General features: G+C 43.8%; 18 protein-coding genes. All 18 read left to right on the top strand.

Annotated features, from left to right (window positions below; all coding sequences use genetic code 11):
* Positions 1 to 635, top strand: a 635-nt coding sequence (locus COT43_03350) for a hypothetical protein (GenBank protein PIS29716.1), incomplete at its 5' end; no start/stop codon positions are given.
* Positions 636 to 717: 82 nt separating this feature from the next.
* The gene (locus COT43_03345; GenBank protein PIS29715.1) at positions 718 to 1398 is read left to right on the top strand and encodes a hypothetical protein; all 681 of its coding nucleotides are present in this window, start codon (positions 718 to 720) and stop codon (positions 1396 to 1398) included.
* A gap of 68 nt (positions 1399 to 1466) precedes the next feature.
* Entirely contained in the window at positions 1467 to 3821 is a 2355-nt protein-coding gene (gene hypF / locus COT43_03340) for a carbamoyltransferase HypF (protein ID PIS29714.1), read from the top strand.
* Between the two features lie 6 nt (positions 3822 to 3827).
* The gene (gene hypC, locus COT43_03335) at positions 3828 to 4067 is read left to right on the top strand and encodes a HypC/HybG/HupF family hydrogenase formation chaperone (protein PIS29713.1); all 240 of its coding nucleotides are present in this window, start codon (positions 3828 to 3830) and stop codon (positions 4065 to 4067) included.
* Positions 4064 to 5164 (top strand): hydrogenase formation protein HypD, encoded by a 1101-nt coding sequence (locus tag COT43_03330; protein ID PIS29712.1) that lies wholly within the window; start codon positions 4064 to 4066, stop codon positions 5162 to 5164. The genes hypC and COT43_03330 overlap by 4 nt, the downstream gene beginning before the upstream one ends.
* Entirely contained in the window at positions 5164 to 6180 is a 1017-nt protein-coding gene (gene hypE / locus COT43_03325; protein ID PIS29711.1) for a hydrogenase expression/formation protein HypE, read from the top strand. The genes COT43_03330 and hypE overlap by 1 nt, the downstream gene beginning before the upstream one ends.
* A 13-nt stretch (positions 6181 to 6193) precedes the next feature.
* Positions 6194 to 6568 carry a hypothetical protein gene (locus tag COT43_03320; GenBank protein ID PIS29710.1) on the top strand — a complete coding sequence of 125 codons (375 nt, stop codon included), beginning with the start codon at positions 6194 to 6196 and terminating at the stop codon, positions 6566 to 6568.
* Between the two features lie 8 nt (positions 6569 to 6576).
* A complete protein-coding gene (gene hypB, locus COT43_03315; GenBank protein PIS29709.1) occupies positions 6577 to 7260 on the top strand; it encodes a hydrogenase accessory protein HypB in 684 nt (227 codons plus the stop codon).
* 44 nt (positions 7261 to 7304) lie between these two features.
* The gene (locus tag COT43_03310) at positions 7305 to 7685 is read left to right on the top strand and encodes a response regulator (protein PIS29708.1); all 381 of its coding nucleotides are present in this window, start codon (positions 7305 to 7307) and stop codon (positions 7683 to 7685) included.
* A 24-nt stretch (positions 7686 to 7709) separates the two neighbouring features.
* Entirely contained in the window at positions 7710 to 8222 is a 513-nt protein-coding gene (locus COT43_03305) for a hypothetical protein (GenBank protein ID PIS29707.1), read from the top strand.
* A gap of 2 nt (positions 8223 to 8224) precedes the next feature.
* Positions 8225 to 9298, top strand: a complete 1074-nt coding sequence (locus COT43_03300) for a hypothetical protein (protein ID PIS29706.1) — start codon at positions 8225 to 8227, stop codon at positions 9296 to 9298.
* Entirely contained in the window at positions 9295 to 9936 is a 642-nt protein-coding gene (locus tag COT43_03295) for a DNA-binding response regulator (protein ID PIS29705.1), read from the top strand. Before COT43_03300 ends, COT43_03295 begins: the two co-directional genes overlap by 4 nt.
* 213 nt (positions 9937 to 10149) lie before the next feature.
* A complete protein-coding gene (locus tag COT43_03290; GenBank protein ID PIS29704.1) occupies positions 10150 to 11361 on the top strand; it encodes a hypothetical protein in 1212 nt (403 codons plus the stop codon).
* A gap of 145 nt (positions 11362 to 11506) precedes the next feature.
* Positions 11507 to 12067, top strand: a complete 561-nt coding sequence (locus COT43_03285; GenBank protein ID PIS29703.1) for a hypothetical protein — start codon at positions 11507 to 11509, stop codon at positions 12065 to 12067.
* A gap of 332 nt (positions 12068 to 12399) precedes the next feature.
* The gene (locus COT43_03280; protein ID PIS29702.1) at positions 12400 to 12870 is read left to right on the top strand and encodes a hypothetical protein; all 471 of its coding nucleotides are present in this window, start codon (positions 12400 to 12402) and stop codon (positions 12868 to 12870) included.
* Positions 12871 to 12887: 17 nt separating this feature from the next.
* On the top strand, positions 12888 to 13115 hold the full coding sequence (locus COT43_03275; protein PIS29701.1) for a hypothetical protein: 228 nt from the start codon (positions 12888 to 12890) through the stop codon (positions 13113 to 13115).
* A 28-nt stretch (positions 13116 to 13143) separates the two neighbouring features.
* Entirely contained in the window at positions 13144 to 13503 is a 360-nt protein-coding gene (locus COT43_03270) for a hypothetical protein (protein PIS29700.1), read from the top strand.
* Positions 13504 to 13760: 257 nt separating this feature from the next.
* On the top strand, positions 13761 to 14399 hold the full coding sequence (locus COT43_03265; GenBank protein ID PIS29699.1) for an MBL fold metallo-hydrolase: 639 nt from the start codon (positions 13761 to 13763) through the stop codon (positions 14397 to 14399).
* The last annotated feature ends 21 nt before the right edge of the window (positions 14400 to 14420 follow it).

The raw sequence follows: 14420 nt of genomic DNA, 5'->3' as shown, positions 1-14420 counted from the left end.
TGTCGAGAATCGATATCGACCTTTCCGACGCGATGGCGCTGACGAATTCCCGCTGTTTTGCCGATCTGGAGCCTGGATTGACGCATCAGGAAATCGCGTTCAAAGTCGCCGGTTTTTATCTACAAAAAGGTAAACGCAGACCGTTGACGTTTGCAAGCCATCGTCAGGAATTGAGCGAGTACGAAATTCTGTCGCTGGAAATCGAGTCGTTTGGTTTTCCGATTTCCGAACATCCACTGAAACGATTTCTGCCGGTTTTTGATGGAAAAATCAAGAAAGCGATTGATCTCTCGCGCTATGTCGAGCAGACGATCAACCTGCTCGGTGTTTACATTACGCGAAAAGTCGCCTTCACCCAGCGGGAAGAGCCGATGGAATTTGTCACGTTTGAGGATGAAACCGATATTTTCGAGTGTGTGATGTTTCCGGAGGTTTATAAGCAATTCGGCGATTTATTGCATTGGGAAACGCTGTTCGTCCTGCGTGGGAAAGTCGAAGAGGCTTACGGCACATACACCGTGACCGTTGAAAAACTTGCCAGTCTTCAGCAGACAGCGGAAAAAATGACACCCAAAGAATCGGCGCCGATTTACAAACGTTCCGTCAGAGAAGTGATGTTTGCGAAGGAATGTTAATTGGGAAAAGTAATTTGGTTTCCTGAACGGAAAGTGTATATTCAAAAAGATTTTGAATGAGATGAATAACTAACATCATTAACTGGGAAAGCCTATGTGCGGTCGGAAGACGTTGACTAAAGGGAAAATGGAAATCATCGAGGAACTCTCGATCCAGATGTGGGACGAATCGGTTCCATATCAGCCGAGTTATAACATCGCGCCGACGAATTTTGTCCCAATTTTGGTAAGTGAAAACGCACGTGTCGTGAGAATGATGCAATGGGGATTGATTCCTTCATGGGCGAAGGATCCGAATAGCCTGCCAATTTTCATCAATGCCCGCGCCGAGACAATTTTTGAGAAGCCTTCGTTTTCAAATCTCGTCGATTCCAATCGTTGCGTTGTCATTTCCGACGGTTACTACGAATGGAGGCAGGAAGTCGGACATAAACAGCCGTTTTTTATTCATCATTCCGACGGACTGATTTTGCCGATGGCGGGACTCTGGAACCGATGGGAATCACCAACAGGCGAACAAAAGCTTACCTATACTGTCATCACGACATCAGCGAATTCGCAACTGCGTTTCATTCACGAACGGATGCCTGCGATTCTCACCGAATCTGCACTCAATGCATGGCTGGGTTGTCAAAATTTTTCTCCAGCCTCGGCGATGAATCTACTGAAACCATTTTCTGGTGATCTTGAATTTTATCCTGTTGCCAATCGGGTCAATTCTGTACAGAACAATCAACCTGATTGTATAGCGAAAATATCGTAGCGGAAATTTTTCTCCGATTATTAATTTTTCAATGATATATTGCAGATAGTTTTTAAAAAGGACTCTTTTTGATCAATAACAGGAGAGATTTGTCAACTTACAGACTCAACATTTCAGGTGTGGTTCAGGGCGTCGGATTCAGACCGTTTATTTTTCGCTTGGCAAATGAGTGTGGATTAACCGGCTACGTAGTCAATACAAGTGGCGGCGTCACGGTTCTGATTCAAGGTAAAAAAAACGATCTGGAGAAATTCCTTAAAAATGTTCGAAATGAAGCACCGAAACATAGTCAAATAGACGAGTTATCAGTCGTAGCCATTTCAGAACGCGAAACATATCAGGAATTCAATATTTTTAACAGTCAACCTGAGACAGAAAAAACCGCCCGGATTTCGCCGGATCTGGACATTTGTAATGATTGCCTGAAAGAATTATTCGATCCCACAAATCGAAGATATCTATATCCTTTTATTAATTGCACGAATTGCGGTCCCCGTTTCACGATAACTCTGGACGTTCCGTATGACCGAGGATTAACGACCATGCAGGATTTTGCGATGTGTCCGGATTGTCAACGTGAATATGATGATCCACAGGATCGCCGATTTCACGCCCAGCCGAACGCCTGCCCGAATTGCGGCCCGCGTGTTCATCTTCTCAGCAAGGATGGGAAAGTTAACCTGATCGGTGGCGATTCTTTTCAAAATGAAGAGATTTTTAATGTTCTTTCTAAGATTTATTCCGATGGAAAAATTGTTGCCGTCAAAGGAATCGGCGGTTTTCATCTTTCCTGTAATGCGGAGAATGAATCCGCGGTTGCCACGCTTAGAGCCAGAAAATTCCGCGAGGATAAACCGTTTGCGGTGATGTTTCCAAATCTGGCGATGATAGAAGAATATTGTGAAGTTACTGACGCCGAACGCGCTCTCCTTCAACAGGTTACGCATCCAATTGTTTTACTTAGGAAAAAGACAAACAGGGAAATTTCACCTTCGGTAGCGCCCAAGAATCAATTTATCGGCGCGATGTTGCCATATTCGCCGCTTCATCATCTGATTTTTCATTTTTACCCAAAACCGTTGGTGATGACCAGTGGAAATATAAGCGACGAACCAATCGTTTTCAAAAATGATGATGCAATTGCCAGATTAACCGCTATAGCGGATTATTTTTTGATACACGACCGGCGAATTCAAACTCGGTGCGACGATTCCGTCATACGAATTTGGGAAGGACACGAATATCCGATCCGAAAAGCCAGAGGATATTCTCCCGAACAAATATCTTTGGATTGGGAATTCGATCAACCAATCTTGGCTTGCGGCGCCGAACAAAAAAACACATTCGCGTTGGCGAAAAACAATCAAGTCTATCTCAGCCAGCATATCGGAGATATGGAAAATATTGAAGTTTTGCAATCTTTCGATTCCGGCATTCGACATTATCGGAAAGTCTTTGACATCGATCCGGAAATTGTGGCATTCGACCTTCATCCAGATTATCTGAGCACGCGATTCGCGGCGGAATATTTATCTGAAACTCAGTCCGGAAGGAAAATTCGCAAAATCGGTGTTCAGCATCATCATGCGCATGCGGTTTCATGTATGGTAGAGAACGGAATTTCCCGGGCGTTGGCAATCGTTTTGGACGGCACAGGATATGGAAGCGACGGAACGATTTGGGGCGGCGAGATTTTATTGGCAGAATTTGATGGATTTTGGCGGTTGGCACATTTTAAAAATGTAGGAATGCCCGGCGGAAACTCTGCGATCCGAAATCCATGGCAAATGGCAGTTGGTTATCTGCATCAGGTTTTTGGGAAAGAATTTGTCAAATATGATTTGCCGTTTTTGAAAACTGTTAAACCGGACGATTTGGAAATAATCCTGAAAGCGATTGAGAATCAGATAAATATGCCAATCACTTCAAGTTGCGGACGACTATTCGACGGCGTGGCGGCGATTGCCGGAATCCGAAATCATATTCACTATGAAGGGCAGGCGGCTATTGAATTTGAACAGTCAATTGCTGGTGTGACGGTTGACGCGTACCCATTTACAATTGAAAGTCAAAACGACATGTTTATACTTGAATGGAAAGAAGTCATTGCAGAAGTTGTCGAGGATGTTTTAAATGGGATAGACGCAGGACTGATTTCTGCGAAATTTCACTGCGGACTTGCGAATGTACTTTCTGATGTGACAGATAAAATAAGACAATGGGTTGGCGTCAACGATGTTGTGTTGAGTGGTGGCGTTTTTATGAATATTCATCTGCTGACAATGCTTAATGAACTATTAAAAGCAAACGGATTTCATGTTTGGACGCATCGGCGCGTTCCGCCGAACGATGGCGGAATTTCCGTTGGACAATTGCTTATCGCAAGCGCTGTAGCAAAGAAAGAACAATCGATGGAGAACTGACGAATTATGTGTTTGGCTATTCCGATGAAAGTTATCAAAATTCAGGACAATGTCGCAGAAGCGGATGTCGGCGGAGTCATTTATCGTGCGAATCTCGATCTGCTCTCTGGCATAAAAATCGGCGATTATATTATTGTTCACGCAGGATTTGCCATTGAGAAGTTGGATGTGGCGGCGGCGCTTGAAACGCTTGGAATCTGGAACGAAATAAGCGAAACTGTCGCCAAACGGGAAGGGAGAAGATGAAATTCATTGACGAATTCCGTGATCCCGAAATCGCTGCGAAAATCTCGTCGGAAATTTGGAGAATGATGCCGAAAAAACAAATTTCGATCATGGAAGTTTGCGGCGGTCACACTGTTGCTATTTTTCGGTATGGAATTACCGCTTTGTTACCGGAAAATCTAAGACTGATCAGCGGTCCTGGCTGTCCGGTTTGCGTCACGCCGAATGATTTTATCGACGCGGCTATTTTTATTTCCCGGCAAAAAGGAACGATCGTGGCGACTTTTGGTGATATGATGCGCGTTCCGGGAAGCGAATCCAGTCTCCAGCAGGAAAAATCTTCCAGCGCAGATGTGAGGATCTGTTACTCGCCGTCTGAGGCGCTTGAAATGGCAGAATCCAATCCATCGAAAAGGGTCGTCTTTTTGGGAATCGGATTTGAAACAACCGCGCCATTGGTTGCCTCAGTCATTCTATTGGCGGAAAGACGGAAAATCAGGAATTTCTACGTTCTATGTGGACATAAAACAATGCCTTATGCAATGAAAGCGCTTCTGGATTCTGGGGAAACGATGATTGACGGATTCATTTGTCCGGGGCACGTTTCCGCAATTACCGGCGGTGAGATTTTTGGCTTTTTATCCCGCGATTACCACGTTCCTTGTGTCGTATCCGGCTTCGAACCAAACGATATTCTCGAGTCGATTTACCGGATCGTTCGGCAAATTATCGATGGTAACAGTCGTGTCGAGATTCAATATAAACGTGCTGTCCGTCCCGAAGGAAATCTCCGTGCGCTCGAAGTAATCAATCGCGTTTTTGAGCCGAGTGATTCGGTTTGGCGTGGACTTGGGTCGATAGTCAACAGTGGCTTGCGGATCAGGTCAAAATATTCTGGATTCGATGCGGCTAAAATATTTGATATTCCGCGGACAGAAATCACAGAAAATCCCGCCTGCTTGTGTGGCGAGATTATGAGAGGTGTCAAAACGCCGTCTGATTGCTTGCTTTTCGGGAAAAACTGTACGCCGGAGAATCCGATCGGCGCTTGCATGGTGAGTTCGGAAGGCGCCTGCGCGGCATGGTTTAAATACAATAAGGTTAATAAAAATTTATAATGAGTGAAGTAACCGGAAAAATCGTTAAGGCACATGGAAGCGGTGGGAAATTGACTCATGAATTGATTCATTCGCTGTTTGTAAAGCATTTTTCAAATCATCTTCTGGATGAACTTCTCGATTCGGCGATCCTTGAAAATCCGGGCGGAAAAATTGTGTTTACGACGGATTCGCATGCCGTTAAGCCACTCTTTTTCCCCGGCGGAGATATCGGAAAATTATCGGTGACAGGAACGGTCAACGATCTGGCGGTTTGCGGAGCGACGCCGCTCTATTTATCTTGCGCGATGATCCTCGAAGAAGGATTTGAACTTGATACATTAGAAAAAATCGTCATTTCGATGAAAAATACGGCTGACCTTGCTGGCGTTCAGATTGTCACAGGCGATACGAAAGTTGTTGAACATGGTGCCGCTGACGGAATTTTCATCAATACCGCAGGAATCGGCGTTCAACATTCTAAAGCCCGGCTGAGTTTGAAATCGGTTCAAGTTGGCGATGTGATAATCGTCAGCGGCTGGATGGGCGATCACGAAGCCGCCATCATTAAAGCACGTGAGGAATTTAATATCTCCGCCGAGATCATCAGCGATTGCGCTTTAATCAGTCGGTTGACTCAAAAAATGGTCGATGAGATTACAGATTTACGAATCATGCGGGATCCAACGCGAGGCGGACTGGCGACTACTTTGAACGAATTTGTCTGGAAACAGCCATTCGGGATTCGCATTGACGAAAATCTGGTTCCTGTCCGCGAATCGGTGCGCGGATTGTGTGAACCGCTGGGATTCGATCCGCTATATTTGGCAAACGAAGGAAAAGTCGTTGCAATAGTCGGGGGAAAATCTGCTGGAAATGCATTATCAATCATGAAATCATTCTCAGAGGACAATTCCGCCACTGTCATTGGAGAAGTAATCGATGAGCCGAAAGGAAAAGTTTTACTTAAAACCGGTATCGGCAGTTATAGGATTCTCGACATGCTGACAACGGAACAGTTGCCCAGAATATGTTGATGAAAACGATAGAATTAAAGACGGAGATGAGATTTTGCACGAACTGACAATTGCAGAAAATATCATCACGCTTGTGGAAGATGAGATCGAAAAACGGCAGATTGTTCAAAAAATCAGTAGAATTGTTTTTGTGGCGGGCAAACTGAACGCAATCATACCTGAGTCGCTAACATTCGGTTTTAACACGATCAAAAAAGAGCATTCGGATCTCGCAAACGCGGAGTTGGTAATTCGAATATTGCCGATTAAAATCAGATGCCTGTCGTGTGGCGCCGAATCAACGATCGATGAACCTGAATTTGTTTGCCAAAATTGCTCTGGAACCGAAATCGAAATGCTTTCAGGTTCTGAAATGTTTATTGAATCCATCGAAATAAATGAGGAATAGGAGTTAACGTGGAACTGTTTATTGTTCGAAAAGTGCTGGAAGCGAATGCGAAGACTGCAGATGAAATACGACAGAAGATGATTCGTTCCAATACATTACTGGTTAATATTATGAGTTCGCCAGGTTCCGGGAAAACCGCACTTCTGGAGAACCTAATCCCGAGTCTTCAGAAAAAAGGCATTCGCGTTGGCGTGGTCGAGGGAGATATTACAACAACTTGCGATGCGAAGCGGCTACAACCGTTGAACGTTCCCATATCACAAATCAATACCGAGCTGTTTGGCGGCGATTGTCATTTGTGTGCGGAGGTAATTTTACCCGCTTTAGAGCCGCTCGACTTAGAGAAAATGGACATCATTTTCATCGAAAATGTCGGGAATCTGGTTTGTCCGGCGGAATTTGATACGGGCGCGGCATTGAATGTCGTTTTACTCAGTGTTACCGAGGGAGAAGACAAACCGCTCAAATATCCGCTCATGTTTCGTGTTTGCCAATATGCGTTTATTAGCAAGATCGATTTGCTTCCGTTCCTGGATTTTGATTTAGAATTTTTAAAATCTAATATCCTGAAAATCAATCCAAAAATTACCATTTCACAGATTTCATCTATAACTAAAGAAGGCATTGATGAATTTGGCGATCAACTAATTCGATTTTGTGGAAAGGATAATATTGCGAAATCGAAATGTTAAGAGTAATTTCCTACGGCATTTGAAGTAAACATAGATGATGGGCTATGAAAAAAAAGATACTGATTATTGATGATGATATCGACCTTGTAGAAGTTCTGAGATTGACGCTGGAAAAGAATGGCTACGAAGTGTTTGACGCGCAAGATGGAACGAGAGGAATGGGGGAAATCCTCAAAATTCGTCCGGATTTGGTCATTCTCGACGTGATGATGGCGACGTGGGACGAAGGATTTGAAGTCGCACACGACATTCGCGCAAATCCGGAAATCGCCGGTATTCCAATTGTGATGCTAACGGCTGTGTCTCAACAAATGGGTATCCAGTTTGAAAAGGATTCCGACACATTGCCTGTCGATGAGTTCATCGAAAAACCGGTCATGCCGAACCGATTGGTTGAAATTATTAAAAAATGTCTGACAAAATAAACTTCGCTGATTTTCGGTAGTAAAATGACACCGATGGAATTAATACAAGAACCTGATAAAAGCGAAAAGATCAAGATTGGTGGGATCATCGAAAATCATGATCTGGTTATGGTTTCGATTTTATCGGCGCCTAATCAACCTGGAATTGCCGGGAAAGTGCTTAGCTTTCTTGGACAAAATCAAGTCAACATCGAGTTCATTACTGAAAGTTGGAATTGTGAAGGGACTGCCGACATTACTTTTTGTTTTCAGTCGGGATTCAAGAAAAAAGTGCAGTCGATTATCGAAGGACTTCGCGATGTCGTCCATGCAAAAGGCGATCGCTGGTTGGAAGATGTCGGCATCATCTGCATTTATGGACCGCATTTTCGCGAGAAGCCGCTGATTGCCGGACAGACGTGTTCGACGCTGGGTCGGGCAGAAATAAACATTCTCGGCATTTCGACGAGTATTTCATCCGTGAGTTTGGTTATCGATGAAAAGGAGATGGATGTGGCAAAAACCGCACTGGAAGACGCGTTTGATTTGCCCGATTGAATATGCCTTCGAGAAACGAAAATAGCAGGTGCGAAAACGATTTTCGCGAATTGGTCGATCATCTACCGCAAACAGTTTTTGAACTCGATATTGATGGAAAGTGCCGTTTTACCAATCAATATGGTTATGAGACATTTGGGTATTCGGAGGAAGATATTGTAAAAGGTGTCAATTTTGCTCAACTCTTCGTCCCGGAAGATAGAAAACGGGTCACTGAAAATGTTTATCACATTTTAAAAAGCAAAAAGGTTGAAGGATACGAATACACCGCTCTGCGCAAAGACGGGAGCGTTTTTCAAGCGTTAATCTTTTCTCATCCGATCCGGCAGAATGGCTTGACTTCCGGTCTTCGGGGGATTGTCATCGATATCACCGACCGGAAACTGGTTGAAAGGGAGATGAAAAACTCGCGCGATCAGTTAAGGAATCTTTCGGCGCACTTACAATCAATCCGTGAAGAAGAACGCGCCAATATAGCCCGTGAAATTCACGATGAACTTGGGCAATCGATGACGGCCTTGAAAATGGATCTGAACTGGCTGATGAAAAAGGTTACGCCAGATCAAAAAACGGTTATCGACAAGATCGAATCTATGTCACAACTCATTGATTCCACGATTCAAACGGTGCGGAGAATTTCTACAGAACTTAGACCTGGGTTAATTGACGATTTAGGCTTAACGGCGGCGGTCGAATGGTATTGCGGTGAATTTCAAAACCGAACTGGAATTTCGTGTAATCTAAAATTATGTCAGGAGGAAATAGCACTCGACCAAAATCGTGCAATTGCCATTTTCCGGATATTTCAAGAAACACTAACGAACGTCGCGAGACATTCATTCGCTACGCGCGTCGAAGCCGGGCTCGAAATCAAAGACCATATTTTGAATTTGAATATTCGGGACAACGGCGTCGGCATTCCTGAAGAAAAAATATTCGATCCACAATCACTTGGGCTTATCGGTGTACGCGAGCGTGTTCATCCATTTGGAGGACGTGTCGATATTCAAGGCTCGGAAAACGGCGGAACGATTGTTCAAGTTACCATTCCGCTTGATCATAAGGACATTACATGATTCGCGTTTTGATCGTTGATGATCATACAGTCGTTCGAGAAGGATTGAAGCAGATTTTTAGTGATGAATCCGACATCGAAATAATCGACGAAGCCAGAACCGGCGACGAAGGACTTGCCAAGATCGAAAAATATCGACCGGATGTAGTTCTCTTGGACATTTCATTGCCCGGAAAAAGTGGCATCGAGATCATTAAACAAGTTAAAAGCCAGGGAATCCCATCAAAGATTTTAGTATTAACCATGTATTCTGAAGATCAATATGCAATTCGCGTTATGAAATCGGGCGCAGACGGATATTTAACTAAAGACAGCGCATCAGTCGAACTCTTGTCTGCTGTTCGGCAAATTTTTCATAAAGGCAAATATATCAATCCATCTTTAGCGATCAAATTAGCGTCTGAAGTCAATACACATTCAGATAAGCCACTTCACGAAAGACTTTCTGACCGTGAGTTTCAGGTGATGAAAATGCTAGCGGCCGGCAAAATGGTTTCAGAAATCGCATCAGAACTAAATTTAAGCGTCAAAACGATCAGTACGAATCGGTCTCGGATTTTGGAGAAGACGGGATTACGAAATAATGCTGAACTGATGAGTTATGCTTTGAAAAATGGGCTTGTGGAACAAGTTGATTAGGATTGTGTATTTGAGAGGGGAAGTTGGGGATAAATTCGTGGGTAAGGTTGGGGTAAAGTTGAAAACTTGTTCACCTCGGACGGATAAAATTGTATCTAATATTCTCTCTGATTTCTCCGTGTACTCGGGCAGTTAATCTTGGTAATAGATTGAATAGGTTTATTTCTTTTATGTTTTGGAGGCTTTTTGGTGAATAATAGCCGTTCTGCTTCGATGAGAATCGACGCGATTGATACATTTCGCGGACTGACAATTTTTCTCATGGTTTTTGTCATTCAGGTGGCGGGGTACCGAAATTTGCCGCAACAAATGTCGTGGTTTGGAAGTTTGCCGGTCTCGACATGGCATCATTCCGAAGCCGCGTGGGAACAAATTGTTGAAGAAAAAAAAGCGGAAGGTCTGACCGATAAACAAATTGCTTCGTTGCCTGAAGCAAATCTGAGGAATATTGGTCTAACTTTAACTGATCTGGTCGCTCCGTTTTTCGTGTTTATCGTGGGGCTTTGTATTCCGCTTAGCCGATTGACGAGAGGGAAAGAATGGCGGCGGCGCGTCTTTACCCGAACGTTCAAACTTTATTTTGCAGGCGTTTTGTACATCAGTCTCATCTTCGGAATTTCGTGGTGGTGGGGAATTCTTCAGGCGATTGCGCTCTCTTATCTCATCGCATCATTTTCGATGCAGTTGTCGCGTCGGGGAAGATGGGGACTGATTTTTAGTCTGCTCGCTTTCCATATTGTTATGTCTCAATTTGTTGGTTGGTGGCTGAATTTTGGTGATACGAGTCAGCCTTTCTTTAAAATTGGACAATTGGATGGTTCGCTGACGCGCCCGCTGAGAGTTCATTGTCTCCCATGGGTTTCCATTTCTTATGCCTGCATCACGATGGTTGGCGTTTTGCTGGGTGAAGCAGTTGCCATAAAAGAGAGTCGGAAGATTGTTCGTCAGGGATTAACGCTGGCGGGAGTCTTTATGTTCGGCGGTTATGCAATTCATTGGATCGGTTACTCGACCGAAACATGGAAACTTTGTTTTAATAAAGCAGATGTTTCTGCCTCTTATGCTATGTTTACGGCAGGACTGGCGAGTTTGGTATTCGTTGGTATTTATTATCTAGTCGATCTCAAAGGATATAAAAAATGGACAACGCCGTTTTGCGTTCTCGGCGTTAATGCGTTGCTGGCGTATTTCATGCAAATTGTCATGCGGCTGACATTCCGCGCTCTGGGAGTTGAAGCGTTTTTTTCTGGTTATCCGAACCAGACGTTAACGCAATGGTCGGGAATTTTTAACTGTCCGGTTTGGCAACATTTTCTGCTGGATAAAACAGGTTATAATGGACTTCTTTGGGGATTGATCTGGACTATGTGCCTTTGGGCGATCATCCGGTTTTGCAATAGGCACAATATTTATTGGAAGTTATAGGTGGAAGAAAGTGGAATAACCCTCAAGAATCGAAAACACGATGAAAAAATAAAGACGAAGGAACAGTTAATAACGACATCGGATGCAAAAGGATGCTGATTTGTTATAAAATCCCAAAAAAAGACCCATCTACCACACAATACTGATGAGAACGCGCAAACTGAATCCGAACCGTCCAAAGAATAGATTTCACGCAGGGAGTAAATACATCATGTCATCTGAACAGATCAAAGAAAAAAAAGGAGAACATCCTTGGGGCGATACCGGACAGTTAATTGCCTTGGCGATTTTTGTAACGGTCTGGTTGGCCGATTCTTTCTGGCTGAATTGGACGACTTTTCTATCGGAAACAATTCCTAATGTAATCCGATTGACGATTGCAATTCCGCTCTGGATATTGAGCGGAGTAATCATTAATTATAGTCATTTTGTGGTGGATGCAGATCGGCGTCCGGCTGGTGTGGTCTCGACGGGTGCTTTTCGCTATGTTCGCCACCCGGTTTATCTATCAAGCCTACTGGTCTATCTCGGTCTCGTGGCGTCGAGTCTTTCGTTGGTCTCTCTGGCAATCTGGTTACTGATTTTCCTTTTTTATAATCGGATTGCCATTTATGAAGAACGGATTTTAATTGCAAAATATGGTCAAGTTTATATTGACTATCAGCGTAACACCGGCCGATGGTTCCCAAAAGTGACTGAAATATAGTTTGTCAGGAAATAGCCTTGTTTAATTACTATCTACGGTGGCTTTGGATCGTAGTCGGTTTTTATTTTATACGGGTCTCAGGTTTCATTTGAGAGGATTAAAGCACTTATCCAATTGGCCAGGAAGATTCATTGGATGGATTTTCCCATTCCATTTTCATTGGTTAGCCTGAAATTGCTAAGATTGTTCAACAATCTTTAGAAGGATGTTTTGGGAAGGATATTTTAAGTAAAATGGTTTAAAATATGCCTCATTATGACTTAGATAAAATGCTTGTATTATGAACATGTGTTCATTATATTTGCTATTGAAGTATGTTAGGAAAAAAATAAATGCCGAGACCCACAAAGGAGCAGAGAGTTCAGGAACCCCCGAAAGTACAAGGATTAAAACCAGTGGGAGTGCCTGCCAGATTTTTGGAACGGGTATATCTAACCTTGGGAGAATATGAAGCCATTCGTTTGGCGGATAATGATGGGTTGGATCATAAGGAAGCGGCTAAGGCTATGGGAGTCTCTCGTCCTACCTTCACTCGTACGATCGAAAAAGCCCGGAAAAAAGTTGCGGAAGCAATCGTCGGAGTCAAAGAATTGGTAATAGAGGGCGGCAATTATTCATTTTCGACACAAATGGTGCGCTGTATGGATTGTGGCGAATTTCAGCGTTTTGATTCTCTCGAAGAACTAACGAAAACTTGCCGTAACTGTGGTTCTTCTAATATTGTCCATTTAAATGAATGGTTTACTAGGCGCGGTCACGGTGAGTGTGGTGGTTTTCGGAGAGGTCGCGGTCATTTAACTTAATCGAAAGGAGATATGAAATGCCAAGAGGTGATGGAACAGGTCCTTCCGGAATGGGAGCGGGTACTGGTCTTGGAAGAGGCCAGGGACAAACTGGAGGTCGTGGACGGATGGGTGGCGCGGTTGCCGGTGGTCCAAGTGGAAACTGTGTTTGCCCGAAATGTGGTTATGTTGAAGCACATCAAAGAGGACTGCCCTGCACTCAGCGAAAGTGTCCTAAGTGCGGTGCAATTATGACGAGAAGTTAGAAAAACAATAATAACAAGGAGGTATAAAATGCCAAGAGGTGATGGAACAGGTCCAAATGGAATGGGGCCGATGACGGGTAGATCTGCCGGATTTTGTGCCGGTTTTGGACGTCCGGGATATACCGATCCCTATATCGGTGCGCGGTACGGATTTGGCGGAGGATTTGGTCGCGGATTTCGCGGCGGTTTTGGACGAGGATTCGGTGGTGGATTTGGCAGAGGTTTCGGGTATAATGCTGTTCCGGCTTATTACGGTTCGCCGTTATATTGGGGGGCGTCTTCTAAAGAACAGGAATTGGAAGCACTGAAAACCCTGGCGGCGGGTTACGATAAGGAACTTAAAGAGATTAATAAAAGAATCGATGAGTTGGAGTCTGAGTCCAAGTAGTTAAGGGGGCGGACAGGGTTGACAAGCAAACTATCTGCCCCAATTCTATAAGTTCATCATCACTGAACGGTTGGAATAAAATACATGGTCTGAAAAACAGAGATAGAGATTTACGTGTCCGAACTGGGGTTGTCAAATAAATTGTTGGTAAAATTTCATAGATATGCGGGATTGTATTTGTATCGATCTGATTGTCGTAGGCCAGATAGCGACATTGATACATATACCGTAAACAACATTATCGAATAGGTGAATAAATGGTGGTAAAAATCGTTTACGACAATACAACAATTCGAGAGGATTTGCAGAGTGATTGGGGCTTTGCGGCTGTCGTTGAATTTGGCGACAAAAAAATCTTGTTTGATGCCGGTGGAGATGGCGACATTCTCTTGGGAAACATGCGTAAAATGAACATTGATCCGTTATCCATCGATATAGTCTTTATTTCTCATCACCATTTTGACCATACGGGCGGACTGTCTGCGTTTTTAGCAAAAAATAACCGGGTAACTGTTTTTATCCCCGCTTCACTGCGAGGAGTGCGAAATGCCGCAAAAGTCATTCATGTGTCGGAATCTTGTGCCATTGGTAATCAACTTTATTCCACTGGTGAACTGGCTGGTATTGAGCAGTCATTAATTGTCAGAACCGAAAAGGGAATCGTGCTGATTGTTGGTTGCTCCCACCCGGGTTTAAAGGCCATTATGCAAGCGGCAGAAGCCTATGGCGCTATCGATGCCGTTATAGGAGGATTTCATGGATTCAGGGAATTTGATATTCTGAAAAATGTTCGGATAATATGCCCGACGCACTGTACGCAAGCCATCGGTGAAATCAAGAGATTGTACCCAGATAAAACGATTACCGGTGGTGTTGGTCAGATCATTGAACTATAAAATAAAAAAGTTATTGCGGAA

The sequence above is a fragment of the Candidatus Marinimicrobia bacterium CG08_land_8_20_14_0_20_45_22 genome (genome assembly GCA_002774355.1).
Taxonomy (GTDB): Bacteria; Fidelibacterota; UBA2242; order UBA2242; family UBA2242; genus 0-14-0-20-45-22.
The sequence above is the reverse complement of the archived record's forward strand: the minus strand, read 5'-3'. Positions and strand labels throughout refer to the sequence as shown.